15 protein-coding genes are annotated in these 18,965 nt (G+C 67.3%); 7 read left to right on the top strand and 8 right to left on the bottom strand.

Annotated elements, in window-relative coordinates:
- Window positions 1-3: 3 nt before the first annotated feature.
- Genes gmd through ACUDP5_RS20640 form a run of 5 tightly spaced genes read right to left on the bottom strand, consistent with a single transcriptional unit; the run spans window position 4 to window position 4,895 of the window.
- The gene (gene gmd / locus ACUDP5_RS20660) at window positions 4-1,113 is read right to left on the bottom strand and encodes a GDP-mannose 4,6-dehydratase (RefSeq protein WP_025140082.1); all 1,110 of its coding nucleotides are present in this window, start codon (window positions 1,111-1,113) and stop codon (window positions 4-6) included.
- A gap of 10 nt (window positions 1,114-1,123) precedes the next feature.
- Complete coding sequence (locus ACUDP5_RS20655) at window positions 1,124-1,486, bottom strand: VanZ family protein (RefSeq protein WP_263915364.1); 363 nt, start codon at window positions 1,484-1,486, stop codon at window positions 1,124-1,126.
- Window positions 1,487-1,523: 37 nt separating this feature from the next.
- Window positions 1,524-2,954: a mannose-1-phosphate guanylyltransferase/mannose-6-phosphate isomerase gene (locus ACUDP5_RS20650; protein WP_263915363.1), complete on the bottom strand. Its 1,431-nt coding sequence runs from the start codon at window positions 2,952-2,954 to the stop codon at window positions 1,524-1,526.
- Window positions 2,951-3,496 (bottom strand): GDP-mannose mannosyl hydrolase, encoded by a 546-nt coding sequence (locus ACUDP5_RS20645; protein WP_263915362.1) that lies wholly within the window; start codon window positions 3,494-3,496, stop codon window positions 2,951-2,953. Before ACUDP5_RS20645 ends, ACUDP5_RS20650 begins: the two co-directional genes overlap by 4 nt.
- Window positions 3,486-4,895: an undecaprenyl-phosphate glucose phosphotransferase gene (locus ACUDP5_RS20640; RefSeq protein WP_445657075.1), complete on the bottom strand. Its 1,410-nt coding sequence runs from the start codon at window positions 4,893-4,895 to the stop codon at window positions 3,486-3,488. The genes ACUDP5_RS20645 and ACUDP5_RS20640 overlap by 11 nt, the downstream gene beginning before the upstream one ends.
- Before the next feature lie 247 nt (window positions 4,896-5,142).
- On the opposite strand from ACUDP5_RS20640, the gene ACUDP5_RS20635 reads away from it, so the two are divergent.
- From ACUDP5_RS20635 to ACUDP5_RS20605, 7 genes are all read left to right on the top strand, one after another.
- Window positions 5,143-6,279 carry a polysaccharide biosynthesis/export family protein gene (locus tag ACUDP5_RS20635; RefSeq protein WP_445657074.1) on the top strand — a complete coding sequence of 379 codons (1,137 nt, stop codon included), beginning with the start codon at window positions 5,143-5,145 and terminating at the stop codon, window positions 6,277-6,279.
- A gap of 100 nt (window positions 6,280-6,379) precedes the next feature.
- Complete coding sequence (locus ACUDP5_RS20630; protein ID WP_263915358.1) at window positions 6,380-8,641, top strand: GNVR domain-containing protein; 2,262 nt, start codon at window positions 6,380-6,382, stop codon at window positions 8,639-8,641.
- An 18-nt stretch (window positions 8,642-8,659) separates the two neighbouring features.
- Window positions 8,660-10,063, top strand: a complete 1,404-nt coding sequence (locus ACUDP5_RS20625) for a phosphomannomutase/phosphoglucomutase (RefSeq protein WP_263915357.1) — start codon at window positions 8,660-8,662, stop codon at window positions 10,061-10,063.
- 13 nt (window positions 10,064-10,076) lie between these two features.
- Window positions 10,077-11,750 (top strand): glucose-6-phosphate isomerase, encoded by a 1,674-nt coding sequence (gene pgi, locus ACUDP5_RS20620; protein WP_263915356.1) that lies wholly within the window; start codon window positions 10,077-10,079, stop codon window positions 11,748-11,750.
- A 12-nt stretch (window positions 11,751-11,762) separates the two neighbouring features.
- On the top strand, window positions 11,763-12,815 hold the full coding sequence (gene galE / locus ACUDP5_RS20615) for a UDP-glucose 4-epimerase GalE (RefSeq protein ID WP_263915355.1): 1,053 nt from the start codon (window positions 11,763-11,765) through the stop codon (window positions 12,813-12,815).
- A gap of 194 nt (window positions 12,816-13,009) precedes the next feature.
- Complete coding sequence (gene epsC, locus ACUDP5_RS20610; RefSeq protein WP_263915354.1) at window positions 13,010-13,957, top strand: serine O-acetyltransferase EpsC; 948 nt, start codon at window positions 13,010-13,012, stop codon at window positions 13,955-13,957.
- A 30-nt stretch (window positions 13,958-13,987) separates the two neighbouring features.
- Window positions 13,988-14,806, top strand: a complete 819-nt coding sequence (locus tag ACUDP5_RS20605) for an NAD-dependent protein deacetylase (RefSeq protein WP_263915353.1) — start codon at window positions 13,988-13,990, stop codon at window positions 14,804-14,806.
- A 168-nt stretch (window positions 14,807-14,974) separates the two neighbouring features.
- Here ACUDP5_RS20605 and ACUDP5_RS20600 read toward each other — a convergent pair whose 3' ends face one another.
- The 3 genes from ACUDP5_RS20600 to gabT all read right to left on the bottom strand — a co-directional run bounded on the left by ACUDP5_RS20600 (window position 14,975) and on the right by gabT (window position 18,924).
- The gene (locus ACUDP5_RS20600; protein WP_263915352.1) at window positions 14,975-15,829 is read right to left on the bottom strand and encodes an inositol monophosphatase family protein; all 855 of its coding nucleotides are present in this window, start codon (window positions 15,827-15,829) and stop codon (window positions 14,975-14,977) included.
- A 204-nt stretch (window positions 15,830-16,033) separates the two neighbouring features.
- Complete coding sequence (locus tag ACUDP5_RS20595) at window positions 16,034-17,503, bottom strand: NAD-dependent succinate-semialdehyde dehydrogenase (protein ID WP_263915351.1); 1,470 nt, start codon at window positions 17,501-17,503, stop codon at window positions 16,034-16,036.
- A gap of 158 nt (window positions 17,504-17,661) precedes the next feature.
- A complete protein-coding gene (gene gabT / locus ACUDP5_RS20590) occupies window positions 17,662-18,924 on the bottom strand; it encodes a 4-aminobutyrate--2-oxoglutarate transaminase (protein ID WP_445657073.1) in 1,263 nt (420 codons plus the stop codon).
- Window positions 18,925-18,965 lie beyond the last annotated feature (41 nt).

Here is an 18,965-nt window from a genome sequence, read left to right as displayed (position 1 = left end):
GGACTACTCCTTGTAGGCGTAGATTTCGTAGCCGTTCTGTTCCACCAGCGCATCGCGCCGGGCGTCCTTCAAGTCGCTCTCGACCATTTCCTTGACCAGCTGCGCGAACGTGGTGCGCGGCGACCAGCCCAGCTTTTCGCGCGCCTTGGTCGGGTCCCCCAGCAGGGTCTCGACCTCGGTCGGGCGGAAGTAGCGCGGGTCGACCCGCACGATGACCTGGCCGGGCTTGATGTCGTGCACCGGGCTGAACAGCACGGTGGCGGTCTCTTCCAGCCCTTCGCCTTCCCAGGCCAGCAGGATGCCCAGCTCGCGCGCCGCCGTATTGATGAACTCGCGCACGCTGTATTGCATGCCGGTGGCGATCACGTAGTCTTCCGGCGTGTCCTGTTGCAGCATCAGCCACTGCATTTCGACGTAGTCGCGGGCATGGCCCCAGTCGCGCAGCGCCGACAGATTGCCCAGGTACAGGCATTCCTGCAGCCCCAGCACGATGCGCGCCAGGCCGCGGGTGATCTTGCGGGTCACGAACGTTTCGCCGCGCTTGGGCGATTCGTGATTGAACAGGATGCCGTTGCAGGCGTACATGCCGTAGGCTTCGCGGTAGTTCACGCTGATCCAGTAGGCGTACAGCTTGGCGGCGGCGTAGGGGCTGCGCGGGTAGAAGGGGGTGGTTTCCTTCTGCGGCGTTTCCTGCACCAGGCCGTACAGCTCCGACGTCGAGGCCTGGTAGAAGCGGGCCTTGTCTTCCAGCTTCAGGATGCGGATCGCCTCCAGCAGGCGCAGCGTGCCCAGGCCGTCGGCGTTGGCGGTGTACTCGGGTTCTTCGAACGACACGCCCACGTGGCTTTGCGCGGCCAGGTTGTAGATCTCGTCGGGCTGCACCGATTGCACGATGCGGATCAGGCTGCACGAGTCCGTCATGTCGCCGTGATGCAGCACGAAGTTGCGCGGCTGGTCGTGGGGGTCCTGGTACAGGTGGTCGATGCGCGCGGTGTTGAACAGCGAGGCGCGCCGCTTGATGCCGTGGACTTCATAGCCCTTGGCCAGCAGGAACTCCGCCAGGTATGCGCCGTCTTGCCCAGTAACGCCGGTAATCAGTGCCCGTTTTGGCATGGTTTTATCCTTAAGACTTAGTCATTGCACGAAAAGAGCCGAAGGCTGCGGAACCGATGTTCAACGAGATTACTGTCGCACCCGCCGCAGAGATATCGGCCAAAAGGTCTAAGAGTTCAGCTTGGCGATAGGCAAAAAAGGATTGGATCCATTCGTCCAGCCCCCCCAGCACCGCCACCACCAACAGCGCCGTCAGCCCGGGCCGACGCTGCACCGAGGCGTAGATCAGCGCGGTCAGCACGGCATAGGCGGTCAGGTGCAGGCGCTTGTCCCCGAAGGTGTCCGACATCTGGGCGGCCAGCCCGGGCAGGTTGCCCACCGTGACCAGCACGCCGAAGAACGCCGCCGCGGCGGGCAGGCAGTAGCGCGCCACGCCCGGGCGCCAAAAGGATGAGGCCCGGCCCGGCGCGTCATACCCGGCCATACATGTCCTGGAAGCGCACGATGTCGTCCTCGCCCAGGTAGGCGCCGGACTGCACCTCGATGATTTCCAGCGGGATCTTGCCGGGGTTCTCCAGGCTGTGGACCTCGCCCAGGGGGATGTAGGTCGACTGGTTCTCGGTCAGCAGGTATTGCTTGTCGCCGTTGTAGATGCGCGCCGTGCCCGACACCACCACCCAGTGCTCGGCGCGGTGGTGGTGCATCTGCGACGACAGCCGCGCGCCCGGTTTGACCGTGATGCGCTTGACCTGGTAGCGCGGGCCGTGGCCCACCGAGTCGTACGAGCCCCAGGGGCGCTGCACTTCGCGGTGGTGGTTCATTTCGGACCGGTGCTGGGTCTTGAATACCTCCACCAGCCGCTTGACGTCCTGCGAACGCGTCTTATGGGCTACCAGCACGGCGTCGGCCGTCTCGATCACCACGATGTCGTCCAGCCCCACCGAGGCCACCAGGCGGCTGGTCGAATGGATGAGGCAGTTGCGCGAGTCCTCGACCATGACGTCGCCCGTCGTGGAATTGCCTTCGGCCGTCTTCTGGGCAATGCCCCAGACCGCGTCCCAGGCCCCGACGTCGCTCCAGGAGGCCGCCAGCGGGATGACCACGGCGCTGTCGGTGCGTTCCATGATGGCGTAGTCCATCGAATCGCTGGGGCAGGCCTCGAAGGCGGCGCCGTCCAGCTGGAACAGGGCGCTTTCGCCGTGGCCGGCGCTGACGGCCAGGCGCACCTGGGCCAATATCTTGGGCGCCAGCCGTTCCATTTCGGCCAGGAAGACCGAGGCCTGGAAGGCGAACATGCCGCTGTTCCAGTAGTAGCCGCCGTCCTCGATGAAGCGCTGCGCGACTTCCGGCGACGGCTTTTCGACGAAGCGGCGCACCCGGCGTGCCGGGGCCAGGTCGTCGGGTTCGGCGGCCTGGATGTAGCCATAGCCGCTCAGCGGCGCCGTGGGGGTGATGCCGAAGGTCACCAGCGCACCCTGGCGGGCGGCCTGGTAGGCCTGGGCAAAGGCCTCGGCCAGCACGGGGCCGTCTTCCAGCACGTGGTCGGACGGCATGATCAGCATCACCGGGTCTTCGCCGTCGCGCATCGCCCGCAGGGTGGCCGCGGCAATCGCCGGGGCGGTGTTGCGGGCAAAGGGTTCCAGCACGATCTCGGCGTCCTGGATGTCCAGCTCCAGCGCCTGTTCGGCGGCGATGTAGCGGTGCGCCTCGTTGCAGACCAGCATCGGGCGCGCCTGGGCGCCGGCCGAGCCCAGCCGCCGCAAGGTGTTCTGCAGCAGGCTGCGGTCATCGGTCAAACGGATGAACTGCTTGGGCAACAGCTCTCGCGACAACGGCCACAGGCGCGAGCCGGAGCCGCCGCAAAGGATGACGGCCCGGTACGGGGGATGGGGGTTGGTCATGGCGCTGACTCCTTGAAGTAGGCCTGGGTGTACGGATGCGCGCCGGGATCGGCGGCGATGGCCGCGGGCGGCTGCCAGCGGTAGCGTCGGTGCTGCCCCAGCGGCAGGCTGGCGGTATCCAGCGCCAGCTGGGCTTCGTAGGCGAGAACGATGTAGTGCGTCGAGCGGCCGTTCTCGCCGGCAAAATTGGTGCCATAGAAGTGTTCGTACACGCCGCGCGGGCGCCAGGCCTGCGGCGGCAGCGTCAGGCCCAGTTCTTCGCGGGCCAGCCGGCGCAGCGCCTGGGCCAGCGTTTCGTCCTTGCGCACCCGGCCGCCCGGCACGAACCAGGCGCCCTGCGCGGGCGGGTTGCAGCGCAGCCCCGTCAGGTAGCGGCCTTCGGGGTCGCGTAGCAAGAGGTCGATGGACACCAGCGGCAGCATCTGTACCGCCCGGCGAAAGTCGTCTTCGGGCAGCAGGCCGGGGGCCGGCGCGGCGGGGCGAGGGGCAAGGCGGGCGCGTGCGCCGGCCACGGCGGGCCAGCCCAGGGGTTCAGTAGACATTTCGGCCCGTCCATCCGGATATCGCCGTGCGGGCGATGATCATCAGGTCCATCCGGAACGTCCAGTGCTGGATGTAGTAGATGTCGTGCTCGACCCGGTCGCTCATCTTGCGCAGCGTGTCGGTCTGGCCGCGCAGGCCGTTGACCTGCGCCCAACCGGTGATGCCGGGCTTGACGCGATGCCGCATCATGTAGCGCTGCACCAGGTCCTTGTACATCTCGTTGTGTTCCAGCGCGTGCGGGCGCGGGCCGACCACCGACATGTCGCCGCGCAGCACGTTCAGGAATTGCGGCAGCTCGTCCAGGCTGGTGCGGCGCAGGAACCCGCCGACGCGGGTGATGCGGGCATCGTTGCGCGTGGCCTGGGTGACCACGCCGTGTTCCTGGTGCACGGTCATGGTGCGGAACTTGTAGACATGGAAGACCTTGCCGTCCACGCCCAGGCGCGGCTGGGTGAACAGTACCGGCCCGCGCGACGTCAGCTTGACCAGGCACGCCACGCCCAGCATCAGGGGCGACAGGCCGATCAGGGCGCACAGCGCAAAGCTGCGGTCGAAGGCCTCCTTGGCCAGGCCGCGTACGCCGGCCGCCGGCAGGCTGTTCAGCTGGATGGCGGGCAGCCCCAGGAATTCGCCGATGCGGTGCCCCAGCAACTGGATCGACATCACGTCGGGTATCCAGCGGATATCCACCAGGTCGTTGCGCAGGTGGTACAGCACTTCGCGCAGTTCCTGGCCGGCCTCCATCGGCAGCACGATCCACACTTCGCGCACGTTGTGCTCGCGAACGAAGCCGTGCAGGGCATCCAGTTGATGCAGCCGCCGCACCTGTGGCGGCAGGCTTTCGTGCGGTTCGGCGTAGATGCCCGCGACCTCGTAGCCGGCCTCGCGATAGCGTTCCACCCGGCGCCACAGGTCGTGACCCAGCGCGCCGAAGCCCACCAGCAGTACGCGCTTCTTGTTCAGGCCGCGGTCGCGCGCCGCGCCCAGTACGGCGTAGACCGCCAGGCGTACGCCGGCCAGCGCCAGGGCGGCCGTGCCGAACCAGGTGGCCGCCCACATGCGCGATACCGCCGCGCTCTGATGCATGAGAAAACTGACCAGGATGCCCAGCGCGAACACCGTGGCCCAGGCGGCCAGGCTGCGCACCACCAGGTCGGTCAGCATGCGGCCGCGCCACGATACGTACAGCCGGAAGGCGGGGAACAGGGCGATGACGCCCAGGCCGCACAGGTAGATCAGGAACAGGTGGATCTGCGGCGGTTCCGCCAGGGTCTCGTCCGCGAACTTGAGCTCGGTGACGGCCAGGCCGCAGATGACGACGATTGCGGCATCCAGCATGCGGTACAGATAGCTGGAGCGGTTGAATCTTGCCGACGTGTCCGTGTGGGACGATTCCATCGCGAACTCCTGGGTGGGGGGAGTCGCCCTGCGGCCGCAAGGAAAACAACGGTGCACTGCCGCAAAGCATGTGGCTACCGTGGGAATCTTATTGAGTGCAAGAGCCACCCGAAACCTCCAAACGATGTAGGAGAAGGCTTAGGGCATCCGTCGAATGTGCGGGGGCTGGAAAAGAGAGTGGAATGTCGCAACCCGTTACGCATCGGGCTCCTTTCCAAGCAACGAAGTCATTCACAGTGGATTTGCCATGACGACATTTTTCGGAACGTTGAGCCGAGCCATCGCTGCCATCGCGCTCGTGTCCTCGCTAGGCGCTTGCGCCCTCTCTCCCGGCATGACCTTCAACGCCAAGCATCGCGTCGATCCGCTCGACCCGAACTCGGTCGCCGATATTCGGGAAATCACGCCCAGCCTCGTGCTGGAAGACAACCGTGCGCGCCAGGCGCTGCTGAACAACGATGGGGTGTCGAAGCTGGTCGACAAGACCGAGCCGTACCGCATCGGCCCTGGCGACATCCTTTCGATCGTGGTGTGGGATCACCCCGAACTCGTGCTTCCGACGCAAACCTACGCCATCGGGACTGGGGTGACCGAACTAGCCTTCGGGGATACCGCCTCGGGCATTCCGGGCTATACGGTCTCATCCTCTGGATATATCCAATTTCCCTATACAGGACTGCTGAAAGTGGCGGGCTTGACGGAACTTCAGGCGCGCAATCTCATAGTGAACAGTTCGGGTAAATACATCCAGGACCCGCAGATCACGGTGCGGGTGCTGGGCTACCGCAGCAAGCGGGTCTACGTCGAGGGCGAAGTCAAGACGCCTGGCACCGTCGCGATCAACGACATTCCCATGACCTTGCTGGAAGCGATCAACCGCGCGGGCGGCATCCTGCCCACCGGTGACCGCAGCAGCGTCTATGTCATCCGCGAAGGCAAGGCCACACGCGTCAACCTGCCCGCCCTGATCGAGCGTGGGCAGGACCTGAACCAGGTCATGCTGAAGTCGGGCGACATCGTCCGGGTGACGCCACGCGACGAGAGCAAGGTGTTCGTGACGGGCGAAGTGACTACGCCCGCCTCGATTGTGATGAGGGATGGAAGACTGACGCTGAACGAAGCGCTGGGTGTGGCCGGCGGGCCCAACCAGATGACTGCGGACTCGTCACAGGTGTTTGTGGTGCGCAGTACCGAGCAGGCGACGCCGCTGGTGTTCCATCTGAACGCCGCATCGCCGCAGGCTTATGCGGTGGCGGAGAAGTTCGAGTTGCAACCCAAAGACGTCGTGTTCGTGGATACGGCAGCGCTGGTGCGGTGGAACCGCTTCATCAGCAACCTGTTCCCGAGTGCGCAAACGGTGCAGACCGTGCATTCCATCAAGTAATCGACCCGGGGCCCGCCCGGCGCCGTCCGGCGCGTGCGGGCCCCGACCCACGCCTTTGGGGGCGTCGCGACCGCGGCGGCGCCTATTCTTGGAGAGCTGCATGTCGTTGCCTATCGAATCGTTCGAGCCCTCCGTCCCGGCTCGCCAGCAGGAAACCCCGCTGTCCTCGCATGTGGACGCCATTTTCTCCAACCGATGGCTGATCATCGCCCTGACGTTGATTGCGCTGTTGGGCGCGGTCCTCTACGTCATGGTGACGCCGTCGGTCTACCAGGCGGACATCATCGTCCAGGTGGAGGAGGAACTCCCCCAAGGCCAGAACCGCAGCCTGCTGGGCGACGTCTCGGCCATTTTCGACACCAAGGCCGAGACCTCCGGCGAAATGGAAGTGCTGCGCTCGCGCATGGTGGTCGGGCCGGCCGTCGACAAGTTCAGGCTGTACATCCATGCCAAGCCGCGCTACTTCCCGGTGGTGGGTGAATGGCTGGCGCAGCGGCATGAAAGCCTGCCGTATCCGTCCGGGCTGCCGCGCGGCGGCTATGCCTGGGGCGGCGAGTCGATTTCGATTTCACAGCTGGACGTGCCCAACGAATGGCTGGGCAAGCCCTTTCGCATCACCACCCAGGGCGAAGGCGCCTTCACGCTGTTCGACAAGGTCACCGGGTCCACGTTCAAGGGCACCGTCGGCAAGCCCGAGCATTTCCTCTTGCCGGGCGGCGGCGCGATGGACGTGCACATCGATGCGCTCAGCGGGCGGCCGGGCACGGAATTCACCGTGTCGCGCACCTCGCGCCTGGCGGCCATCGAGGACGTGCAGTCGCGCCTGGGCATCTTCGAACGCGGCCGCACGTCGGGCGTCATCGGCGTCACGATGGAAGGCAACGACCCGGTGCTGACCACGGCCGTGCTGAACCAGATCGGCCAGGAATACGTGCAGCAGAACGTCAACCGCAAGTCGGCCCAGGCCGAGAAGTCGCTGGCGTTCCTGGACAAGCAATTGCCGCAGCTCAAGCAGGAACTGGACGCGGCTGAAACCAAGTACAACTCGCTGCGCAACAAGCGCGGCACCATCGACCTGAGCGAAGAGGCCAAGCTGATCCTGGCCCAATCGGTCGACGCCCAGACCAAGGTGATGGAACTGCGCTCCAAGCGCCAGGAACTGATCACCCGGTTCGCGCCGACCCACCCCAGCATCGTCGCCATCGACCGACAGATCGCCTCGCTGACGGGCGACGTCAACCGGATCGGTGACAACATCAAGCAGTTGCCCGACCTGGAGCAGGACGTGGTGCGGCTGGTGCGCGACGTGCGCGTCAATACCGAGCTGTACACGGGCCTGCTCAACAACGCGCAGCAACTGCGCCTGATCCGCGCGGGCAAGGTCGGCAACGTGCGCATCCTGGACGCCGCGGTGCAGCCGGATAAGCCGGTGCGCCCCAAGGCCGCCATCATCATCGGCGTGGCCACCGCCATCGGGCTGATCTTCGGCGTGCTGTGCGCCTTCGTGCGCAACGCGCTGTTCGGCGGACTGTCCGAACCGGACGACGTCGAACGCTACACCGGCCTGCCGGTGCTGGCCGCCATTCCCCACAGCGACCTGCAGGACAAGCTGTGGCGCCGCAGCCGGCGCAAGAATGCGACCGTGCCGGCGCTGCTGGCGCAAAGCCAGGGCAATGCGCCACCCATCGAAAGCCTGCGGTCCTTCCGCAACGTGCTGCAGGCGTCGCTGCGCCAGTCCGCCAACAACATGGTCATGTTCACCGGGCCGGTGGCAGGGGTGGGCAAGTCGTTCCTGTCCGCCAACTTCGCCTTCATCCAGGGCGGGGTGGGCAAGCGCGTGCTGCTGATCGACGCCGACTTCCGCAAAGGCCAGCTGAACCGCTATTTCGGCGTGCCCAAGGAAGACGGCCTGTTCGAAGTGCTGTCGGGCACCATCCCGCTGGAACGCGTGCGCAAGCACAGCGTGTCCGAAGGCGTGGACTTCATCGCCACGGGCGCGGTCACCTTCGATCCGTCGGAATTGCTGGCCTCGCCGATCTTCGGCCAGACGCTGCGTGAACTGTCCAGCCAGTACGACATGGTGATCCTCGATACCGCGCCGGTGCTGTCCTCGCCGGATGCGGCCGTGGTCGGCACGCATGCGGCGGCGGTGATGGTGGTGGTGCGTTCCGGCATGAATACCGTGGGTGAGATCCGCGAGACGGCCAAGCGCCTGATCCAGGCGGGCGCGCCGGTGGACGGGGTGCTGTTCAACGGCTTGAAGCTGATGCCGGAGCGCTTCGGCTTCCGGTCCAAGTACGGCGGCTACCGCTACTCGCGGGCCGCGTACTACGGCGATTTCAAGCAGAACGGCCCCAAGTAACCCCGGCGGAGAACTGGCATGCATGGAACTTTTGGCTGGGAATCCCCGCAGATCCTGGATGCGGTCTTCAAGGCCTACGACATTCGCGGCACGGTGCCGGACGAGATCGACGCGCGCTTCGCCCATAGCCTGGGCATGGCGGTGGGCGTGCGGGCGGTGGAACTGGGCGCGCGCGCCGTGGTGGTAGGGCGTGACGGCCGCCTGAGCAGCGTGGAACTGGCGGCGGCGCTGCAGGCCGGGCTGCGCTCGGCGGGCGTGCACGTCATCGACATCGGCATGGCCACCACGCCGATGGTGTATTTCGCGGCGCGCCTGATGGATACCGGCGCCGGCATTGCCGTGACCGGCAGCCACAATCCGCCGGCCCACAACGGCTTCAAGATCGTGCTGGACGGCGCCTCGCTGTATGGCGAGGGCATCACCGCGCTGCGCGATGCCATGCGCCTGCCGATCGAGTCCGCCAGCGTGGCGGGCGGTCGCACCCAGATGCAGATGCAGCCGTGCTACGCGGCACGGCTCTTGGGCGACATCCGCCTGTCGCGGCCCATGAAGGTCGCCATCGACTGCGGCAGCGGCGTGGCGGGGGCGGTGGCGCCGGCGCTGTTTCGCGCACTGGGCTGCGAGGTCACCGAGCTGTTCTGCGAGGTCGACGGCTCGTTTCCGGGCCACCATCCCGACCCGGCGGATCCGCAGAACCTGCAGGACCTGATCTATTGCCTGCGCTATTCGGACTGCGAGGTCGGCCTGGCCTTCGATGGCGACGGCGACCGGCTCGGCGTGGTCAGCAAGTCCGGCCAGATCATCTGGCCAGACCGGCAACTGATCCTGTTTGCCCGCGACGTACTGGCGCGCAACCCGGGCGCCGAGATTCTCTACGACGTCAAATGCAGCCGCCACGTGGCGCGCGCCGTCGTCGAGGCCGGCGGCAAGGCCACCATGTGCCGGACCGGGCATTCGCTGGTCAAGGCGAAGATGCGCGAAACCGGCGCGCTACTGGCTGGCGAGATGAGCGGCCACATCTTCTTCAAGGAACGCTGGTACGGCTTTGACGACGGCCTGTATGCCGCGGCCCGCCTGCTGGAGATCCTGTCCTCGGCGCCGGACCCCTCGGCCTTGCTCGAAAGCCTGCCGCAGTCCTGCGCCACCCCGGAAATCAAGCTGGAAACCGCCGAAGGCGAACACGTCGAACTGGTGGACGCCCTGCGCGAGAACGGGGAGTTTCCCGGCGCGCTGTCCATCAACGACCTGGACGGCGTGCGGGTCGACTACGCCGATGGCTTCGGCCTGGCGCGGCCGTCCAACACCACGTCGACGGTGGTGCTGCGTTTTGAAGGAGACACCGTGGCCGCCCTGGCCCGCATCGAGGAGGACTTCCGCAACGCGTTCCGGCGCATTGCACCTCATATCCGTTTACCGTTCTAAGGAGCATCACGCGATGGGAAAGGCGAATTTTGCGATAGAGGCCCTGGTCAACAGCGAGACGGCCGGGCTGGCCGGCAGCCCCGAATGGCTGGCGTTCGCGCAGTCGGCAAGCGATGCGCCGCTGGATGCCGCGGCGCTCAAGGTGATCGAAGCGGCGGGGCTGTGCGTGGACCTGACCATGCAGCGGCAGTCGGCGGCGCTGGATGCGGCCGCGGTGGCATTGCTGCGCGCCCGGGGGCTGGACGCGGCGCGCCAGGCGCTGTTCGCCGGGGGGCCGGTCAACTGGACCGAAGGCAAACCCGCCTGGCACACGGCGCTGCGAGCCGGCCGTACCCGCGAGCAGCCGGACGGGCAGGATGAAGATTCGGTGTGCGAATACGCGCGCATGGCCGATTTCGTGCGGCGTACCGACCAGACCGCTGATTTTTCCAGCGTGCTGCACATCGGCATCGGCGGCAGCGACTGGGGGCCGCGCCTGGCCATCCAGGCGTTCGGCGGGCCCGGCCAGCGCCGCCAGATCCGCTTCGTTTCCAACATCGACGGGCATGCCTTCCATGACGCCGTGGCCGGGCTGGACCCGCGCCGCTGCCTGGTGGTGGTGTCGTCTAAATCGTTCACCACCGCCGAGACGCTGCACAATGCGCGCGCCGCCATCGCCTGGCTCAAGCAGGGCGGCGTGGCCGACGTCTCCACCCACCTGGCGGCCGTGACCGCCAACGTGCCCGCCGCGCGCGCGCTGGGCGTGCCGTCCAGCCAGGTCTTTCGCATGTGCGACTGGGTGGGCGGGCGCTATTCCGTCTGGTCGGTGGCCGGCCTGTCCATCGCGCTGACCGTCGGGGCCGACGTGCTGATCGGCATGCGCGCCGGCGCCGAAGCGATGGACCAGCACTTCCAGCAGGCGCCCTTGGCCTCGAATGCGCCGGTGCAGCTGGCCCTGGCCGGGCTGGTCAACTGCAGCGTGCTGGGCCACAGTTCCCTGAACATTGCCGCCTACAGCGCCCGCCTGCTGCACCTGGTGACCTACCTGCAGCAGCTGGAAATGGAATCGCTGGGCAAGCGGGTCGCCGGTGACGGCAGCGAGGTCGGCGTGCCCACGGCCCCCATCATCTGGGGCATGCCGGGCACCGACGGCCAGCACACGTTCTTCCAGTGGCTGCACCAGAGCGCAGAAGGGGCGCCGGTGGATTTCATCGCCAGCCTGCAAGGGCATGCGGACAGCCCCGACGCGCATCGCATGCTGCTGGCCAACTGCCTGGCGCAGCGCCAGGCGCTGTTACGCGGCAAGTCCCTGCAACAGGCGCTGCTGGATGTGGCCCATGTCGATGATCCGGACAAGGCGTTGAGCCTCGCCCACCACATGGTGCACCCGGGCGGGCGGCCGTCCACGCTGATCGTGCTGCGCCAGCTGGATCCGCGCGGCCTGGGCGCGCTGCTGGCACTGTACGAGCACAAGGTGTTCGTGCAGAGCGTGGTCTGGGGCATCAACCCCTTCGATCAATGGGGCGTGGAACTGGGCAAGCGGCTGGCCACCGGCATCGAGCGCGAACTGGCGGTGCCTGTGTCGGCCGGCGTGGTCGACTGGGGCCATGACGCCTCGACCTCGTACTGGATCGACCGCTACCGTGGCCATGCGCAGGCGCCGCGTCCGCGCCATGCCTGGGTGCCTGGCGTGGCCGCCCATCTCTGACGGAGCCGGGCCATGGCAGACATGCGGGTACTGGTCACCGGCGGCGCGGGCTATATCGGCGCCCACACGCTGGTGGCGATGCTGGCCGCGGGCCAGCGGCCGCTGGTGCTGGACAACTTCAGCAACGGCAGCCCCGAGGCCGTGCGGCGGGTCGAGCGCCTGTGCGGCGCGCGGATTCCCCTGGTGGAAGGGGACATCCGCGAGCCCGGCGGCGTGCAGGCGGTGCTGGCGCAGGCGGCGGCCGACGGCGATCCGGTGCAGGCGGTGTTGCACCTGGCGGGTTGCAAGGCCGTGGGCGAGTCCGTGGCCGACCCGCTCAAGTACTACGACAACAACGTGGCGGGCTCGCTGGCGCTGCTGCGCGCCATGCGCGAGACGGGCGTGGCGCGGCTGGTGTTCAGCTCGTCCGCCACTGTCTATGGCGAACCCCAGTCGCTGCCCTTCACCGAAGCCCACCCCCTGGCGCCCGCCAACCCCTACGGCCGCACCAAGCTGATGGTCGAGCAGATGCTGCGCGACCTGTGCGCGGCCCAAGCCGATTTCGGCGCGGTGACCTTGCGCTACTTCAACCCGATCGGCGCGCATCCCAGCGGCCAGATCGGCGAGAGCCCGCGCGACGTGCCCAACAATCTGTTCCCCTTCATCACCCAGGTGGCGGTGGGTCGGCGTCCCTTCCTGAACGTGTTCGGCAACGACTACGCGACGGCGGACGGCACCGGCGTGCGCGATTACCTGCACGTCATGGACCTGGCCCAGGGGCACGTGCAGGCGCTGGCCTATGCCGCCGGTCATCCCGGCTTCGTGGCGGTCAACCTGGGCACGGGGCAGGGCACCAGCGTGCTGGAACTGGTGCGGGCGTTCGAACGGGTCAACCAGTGCCGCATTCCGCTGCGCACGGTGGCGCGCCGGCCGGGCGACATCGAGCGGATGTGGGCCGATCCGGCCCTGGCGGCTTCGCTGCTGGGCTGGCGCAGCCGCCACGGGGTGGACGCCATGTGCGCCGACGGCTGGCGCTGGCAGCAAGGCAATCCCGAAGGCTACGAGGCCGATCCGCCTGCGGCATAACCCCAACAGCCTGTCGGACGAGTTCCGCGAACGGCGCGCAAGCGGTTACAGTTGACGGAAATATTGCGAAGCAGCATCGCCGCGCGGCCCGGCCGTCACCCGGCGATGCACCGTCAGCGAGGCACCCTCATGTTTGCATTCCATTCCTTGGCCGGCCTGCGCGCCGGTTTGTCCACCCTGGCGGGGCGGTCCCTATGAGCGGCCCGACCTACCTGCCGCCCGCCCACTGGAACCTGGACAGCATCGTGTCCGGCCTGCGCGAGGCCCGCGTGGCCTGGCGCGGCCCGCGCGGCCGCCTGCGCGAAGATGCCGGCCTGCGCGAATTCCCGTCCCAGGAAAGCCTGCGCCAGATCATCAAGGATCTCTGTGGCGCCTTGTTCCCGATGCGCCTGGGCCCCATCGACCTGCGCGAGGAAGTCGAAGACTTCTACGTCGGCCACACCATCGGCGCGGCGCTGGATGCCCTGCTGCACCAGGTCGGTCTGGAACTGCAATACGTCGGGCGCAACGATCCGACCCTGCAGGCCGACACGCAGCAGCGCGCCATCGAGATCGTGCGCCAGTTCGGCGCCGAGCTGCCGCGGGTGCGCGCCGCGCTCGACCTGGACGTGACCGCCGCCTACCAGGGCGACCCGGCCGCGCACAGCGTCGACGAAGTGCTGCTGTGCTATCCCGGCGTGGCGGCCATGATCCACCACCGCCTGGCCAACGTGCTGTACCGGCTGGGCGTGCCCATGCTGGCGCGCATCGTGGCCGAGATCGCCCATGCCGACACCGGCATCGACATCCACCCGGGCGCCACCATCGGTCGCAGCTTCTTCATTGACCACGGCACCGGCGTGGTGATCGGCGAAACCGCCATCATCGGCGACCGCGTGCGGCTCTACCAGATGGTCACGCTGGGCGCCAAGCGCTTCCCGCCGGGCGAAAACGGTGAGCTCAAGAAAGGCCTGGCGCGCCACCCGCTGATCGAAGATGATGTCGTGATCTACGCGGGCGCCACCATCCTGGGACGCGTCACCATCGGCAAGGGCTCGACCATCGGCGGCAACGTCTGGCTCACGCGCAGCGTGCCGCCGGGCAGCAACGTCACCCAGGCCAGCCTGGTCAGCGACATGCCGGATTGCGGCCTGGGCGGCTGACGCCCGCGGTCCCACGCCCTCGGAGCCACGATGGACACACGAGTTTCGGATCTGGCCGCGCTGCGCGGCTTCGTCGACCGCCACCCGCGGCTGTTCGTCCTGACCGGGGCGGGCGTCAGCACCGATTCCGGCATCCCCGACTATCGCGACACCGACGGCGAATGGAAGCGCAAGCCGCCCATGACGTTGCAGACGTTCATGGGCGACGACCTGGCACGGGCCCGCTACTGGGCCCGCAGCATGGTGGGCTGGCGCCGCTTCGGCCAGGTGCAGCCCAACGCCTCGCACCGCGCGCTGGCGCGGCTGCAGCATCGCGGCCTGGTGTCCATCCTGGTGACCCAGAACGTCGACGGCCTGCACGAGGCCGCCGGCAGCCGCGACGTGGTCGACCTGCATGGCCGGCTGGACGAAGTGCGCTGCATGAACTGCGACTGGCGGGGCGGCCGCCAGGCCTGGCAGGACACCCTGCACGAACGCAATCCCGACTGGATCGCCTTCGAGGCCGATGACGCACCCGACGGCGACGCCGATCTGGACGGCGTGGATTTCGCCTCCTTCCGCGTGCCGCCCTGTCCGCGCTGCGGCGGCATCGTCAAGCCCGACGTCGTGTTTTTTGGCGAAACCGTGCCGCGCGATCGGGTCGACCGGGCCAATGCCGGCCTGATGGCCGCCGATGCGGTCCTGGTGGCCGGTTCGTCGCTGATGGTCTATTCCGGTTACCGGTTTGTGACGGCGGCCGCCCGCAACGGCCTGCCGATAGCCGCCATCAACCTGGGCCGCACCCGCGCCGACAACCTGCTCACGCTCAAGGTAGCGCTGCCCTGCGCCGTGGCGCTGGAAGCCCTATAACGGGGACGGAGACCGGCCGGTTTTTGACCGGTTTAACCAAGTACCCGCCCCGTAAGGGTTTTTTCGCGCGGTTACAGAGCTTTCCATAGGGTTGTCCACAGATACTGTGGATAAATCCTAGGGATAACCCCGATTTTTAGCGACTTTTAACGCCGTGATCGCCGGGGTTCAGCCCTCGGCGTCGGGGATGGCATCGCCCATGAGGGCCTTGCGGGCGGCGTGCCAGCTGCCCGCATCCGGGGCATACAGCAGGCCGCCGCTGCGGTGGGTGGGCTTGTAGGGCGACCCGTCAAAGCGCGCCGCATAGCCGCCCGCTTCGCGGTGCAGCAGCCAGCCGGCGGCGTGGTCCCAGGCGGTCAGCTGGTTGTACAGGGCGACATGGCTGTGCCCGGCCGCCAGCATGCGGTATTCGTGGGCGGCGCAGCGCAGGCTGGCCGTGCTGCCCAGGCGCGACAGGTTGCCGTTGACCGTGGTGCGCAGCGGCTCGGGCAGGGCGCCGGTGGAAATCAGCCCGTCCATGTCTTCGGGCGGCGCCGGGGCGGCCACGGCCAGTGAGGCCTGCTTGCCGTTCTCGTATTCCATCCATGCGCCTTCGCCGCGCACGGCCAGCGCGCTGTCGCGACTGACGGGGTCGTAGATGACGCCGGCGATCACGTCGCCGCGATGACAGGCGGCGATCATCATGCCGAACAGCGGCAGCCCGGCCACGTAGTTGCGGGTGCCGTCGATCGGGTCGATCAGGAACGCCAGGTCGGCGTCCACCAGCATGTTGAGCAGTGCCGGGTTGCGGGTCGAGGCTTCTTCGCCGATCAGCACGGCGCCGGGGTGCAGCTTGGACAGGCGCGCGGCGATCAGGCGTTCGGCGGCCTCGTCGGCGTCGGTGACCAGGTCGCGCGGCGAGGTCTTGTCGCGCACGGACCCCTCGGGCAGGTTGCGAAAGCGCGGCATGACTTCCGCCTGCGCCGCGTCTGCCAGGATGCTCGCCAGCCGGCGGGTGTCCTCACGGGTAAATGATCTGCTCATAGTCGCTCGTCCAGGGAACGCGCAAATCTATCACGCCTGGGCGGCAATTGATCGCGATTTATAACCGCATGAACTTAAAGGGAATTTTGCACCTGTGCAGGAGTTATCTGCCAGGTTGTCCACAATTCCTGGGGATAAACGGGACCCGAGCCCCGTTTATCCCGCCAGGACGGGCGCCGAGCGGCGCCCGGGCGATGCCGGGGCTCAGGCGCCCAGGTCGACGCAGAGGTACTTGATCTCCAGGTACTCTTCGATGCCGTACTTCGAGCCTTCGCGGCCCAGGCCCGATTGCTTGACGCCGCCGAACGGGCCGACTTCGTTGGAGATCAGGCCGGTGTTGATGCCGACGATGCCGTATTCCAGCGCTTCGGACACGCGCCAGATGCGGGCGTAGTCGCGGGTGAAGAAGTACGCGGCCAGGCCGAAGATGGTGTCATTGGCCATGCCGATGACCTCGTCTTCGGATTCGAAGCGGAACAGCGGCGCGACCGGGCCGAAGGTTTCTTCGGTGGCAAAGCGCATCGACTGCGTCACGTCGCGCACCACGGTGGGTTCGAAGAACGTGCCGCCCAGCGCATGTGGCTTGCCGCCGGCGATGACCTTGGCGCCGTGTGCGGTGGCGTCGGCAATGTGCTCCTGCACCTTTTCCACGGCGTTGGCGTCGATCAGCGGACCTTGCGTCACGCCGTCGCCAAAGCCGTCGCCCACCTTCATGGCGTTGACCTTGGCCACCAGGCGCTTGGCGATTTCCTCGTACACGCCGGCCTGCACGTAGATGCGGTTGGCGCATACGCAGGTCTGGCCGGCGTTGCGGTACTTGGACGCCAGGATGCCGTCCACGGCGCGGTCCAGGTCGGCGTCGTCGAACACGATGAACGGCGCGTTGCCGCCCAGTTCCAGCGACAGCTTCTTGATGGTGGGGGCGCATTGCTCCATCAGCGTGCGGCCCACTTCGGTCGAACCGGTGAAGCTCAGCTTGCGCACCACGTCGCTTTCGCACAGCGCGGCGCCAATGTCGCGCGAGCTGCCCGTGATGACGTGGAACACACCGGCCGGCACGCCGGCTTCTTCGGCCAGCACGGCCAGCGCCAGCGCGGTCAGCGGGGTCTGCTGGGCGGGCTTGACCACCATGGTGCAGCCGGCGGCCAGCGCCGGGCCGACCTTGCGGGTGATCATCGCGGCCGGGAAGTTCCACGGCGTGATCGCGGCGGTCACGCCGATGGGCTGCTTGAGCGCCAGCAGGCGCTGGCCGGCCTTGGGGCTTTGCAGCACGTCGCCGTCGATGCGCTTGGCTTCTTCGGCGAACCACTCCAGGAACGATGCGGCATAGGCGATTTCACCGGCGGCCTCGGTCACGGGCTTGCCCTGTTCCGAGGTCATGATGGCGGCGAGATCCTGCTGGTTCTGCATCATCAGTTGCGACCACTTCAGCAGGATCGCGGCGCGTTCCTTGCCGGTCTTGGCGCTCCAGGCGGGCAGGGCGGCTTGCGCGCTGGCGATGGCCTGTTCGGTTTCCTTGCGGCCCAGCTTGGGCACGGACACGATGGTCTTGCCGGTGGACGGGTTGTCGACGGGGATCGACGGGCCATTGCCCGCGGCAACCCACTTGCCGTCGATGTAGCAGGCGTCGCGCAGCAGTTCGGGACGCGAAAGGGGATGGGTCAAAGACGTCATTGCAAAAGTCTCCAATGGAATAGGTCCACCCCCGAAGCGCTGCGCGCTTCCCCCTCAAGGGGGCATGCCTGCGGACCGGCAGAGCCGGCTCCGCGGCATCTCGATCGGGCGGTACCCCGACAGGGGGGCGGGCCGTTATGGGGGGCCAAGGCCGATTCTTAAGCGGCCAGCGACTCGGTCAGGATGGCCAGCGCGCGATCGAACTGGGCGTCGGGAATGGTCAAGGGGTACAGGAAGCGCAGAACGTTGCCGTACACCCCGCAGCTTAGCAAGATCAGGCCTTGTTCCAGGGCGCGGGCCTGCACGCGCTTGACGGCTTCGGCGTCGGGCTTGCCGTTGGCGTCGTTCAGTTCCAGCGCCACCATCGAGCCCAGGCCGCGCACGTCGGCGATGCCGGGCACCTTGCCGCGCAGGCCTTCCAGATGGGCGCGCAGCTTGTCGCCCAGGGTGACCGAGCGTTCGCACAGCTTTTCTTCGGCGATCACGTCCAGCACGGCGTGGGCCGCGGCCACCGCCAGCGGGTTGCCGGCGTAGGTGCCGCCCAGGCCGCCCGCGGCCGGGCCGTCCATGACGTCGGCGCGGCCGACCACGCCCGAGATCGGGAAGCCGCCGCCCAGGCTCTTGGCCATGGTGATGAGGTCGGCCTGCACCGAGTGGTGCTCCATGGCGAACAGCTTGCCGGTGCGGCCAAAGCCGGTCTGCACTTCATCGGCGATCAGCAGGATGCCGTGCTCGTCGCAGACCTTGCGCAGCGCGGTCATGAGTTCGGGCGGGGTGATGTTGAAGCCGCCTTCGCCCTGCACCGGTTCGATGATGATGGCCGCCACGCGCTTGGGGTCGATGTCGACCTTGAACAGCAGGTCCAGCGCCTTGAGCGAATCGGCCACCGTGATGGCTTGCGTAGCGTTGGGGAAGGGCACGTGGTAGATGTCGCCTGGCATCGGGCCGAACGACAGCTTGTAGGGGGCGACCTTGCCGGTCAGCGCCATGCCCAGCATGGTGCGGCCGTGGAACGAGCCCGAGAAGGCGATGACGCCCGAACGGCCGGTGGCCGAGCGCGCGATCTTGACGGCGTTCTCGACGGCTTCGACGCCGGTGGTGAAGAAGGCGGACTTCTTCAGGCCGTCGATGGGGGCCAGGCGGTTGATGCGTTCGGCCAGCGAGATGTAGCCCTCGTAGGGCACGATCTGGTAGGCGGTGTGCGTGAAATTGTCGAGCTGGGCGCAGACGGCGGCCTTGACCTTGGGGTGCAGGTGGCCGGTGTTCAGCACCGCGATGCCGCCCGCGAAATCGATGTATTCCTTGCCGTTGGCGTCCCACAGCGTGGCGTTTTCGGCGCGCACGGCATAGAAATCACACATGACGCCGACGCCGCGCGGCGTGGCCAGGGAACGGCGGGTATTCAGGTCCTGATTCTTCATCTCAGCCTCGGATGGCAAGTGGGCGGGAAAAACCTTATTTA

The sequence above is a fragment of the Achromobacter sp. NCFB-sbj8-Ac1-l genome (genome assembly GCF_052695805.1).
The sequence above is the reverse complement of the archived record's forward strand: the minus strand, read 5'-3'. Positions and strand labels throughout refer to the sequence as shown.

Bases quoted from the DNA above. Each gene is read 5' to 3' on its own strand.
- gmd (WP_025140082.1), bottom strand. From the start codon at position 1,113: ATGCCAAAACGGGCACTGATTACCGGCGTTACTGGGCAAGACGGCGCA.
- ACUDP5_RS20650 (WP_263915363.1), bottom strand. From the start codon at position 2,954: ATGACCAACCCCCATCCCCCGTACCGGGCCGTCATCCTTTGCGGCGGC.
- ACUDP5_RS20645 (WP_263915362.1), bottom strand. From the start codon at position 3,496: ATGTCTACTGAACCCCTGGGCTGGCCCGCCGTGGCCGGCGCACGCGCC.
- ACUDP5_RS20640 (WP_445657075.1), bottom strand. From the start codon at position 4,895: ATGGAATCGTCCCACACGGACACGTCGGCAAGATTCAACCGCTCCAGC.
- ACUDP5_RS20635 (WP_445657074.1), top strand. From the start codon at position 5,143: ATGACGACATTTTTCGGAACGTTGAGCCGAGCCATCGCTGCCATCGCG.
- ACUDP5_RS20630 (WP_263915358.1), top strand. From the start codon at position 6,380: ATGTCGTTGCCTATCGAATCGTTCGAGCCCTCCGTCCCGGCTCGCCAG.
- ACUDP5_RS20625 (WP_263915357.1), top strand. From the start codon at position 8,660: ATGCATGGAACTTTTGGCTGGGAATCCCCGCAGATCCTGGATGCGGTC.
- pgi (WP_263915356.1), top strand. From the start codon at position 10,077: ATGGGAAAGGCGAATTTTGCGATAGAGGCCCTGGTCAACAGCGAGACG.
- galE (WP_263915355.1), top strand. From the start codon at position 11,763: ATGGCAGACATGCGGGTACTGGTCACCGGCGGCGCGGGCTATATCGGC.
- epsC (WP_263915354.1), top strand. From the start codon at position 13,010: ATGAGCGGCCCGACCTACCTGCCGCCCGCCCACTGGAACCTGGACAGC.
- ACUDP5_RS20605 (WP_263915353.1), top strand. From the start codon at position 13,988: ATGGACACACGAGTTTCGGATCTGGCCGCGCTGCGCGGCTTCGTCGAC.
- ACUDP5_RS20600 (WP_263915352.1), bottom strand. From the start codon at position 15,829: ATGAGCAGATCATTTACCCGTGAGGACACCCGCCGGCTGGCGAGCATC.
- ACUDP5_RS20595 (WP_263915351.1), bottom strand. From the start codon at position 17,503: ATGACGTCTTTGACCCATCCCCTTTCGCGTCCCGAACTGCTGCGCGAC.
- gabT (WP_445657073.1), bottom strand. From the start codon at position 18,924: ATGAAGAATCAGGACCTGAATACCCGCCGTTCCCTGGCCACGCCGCGC.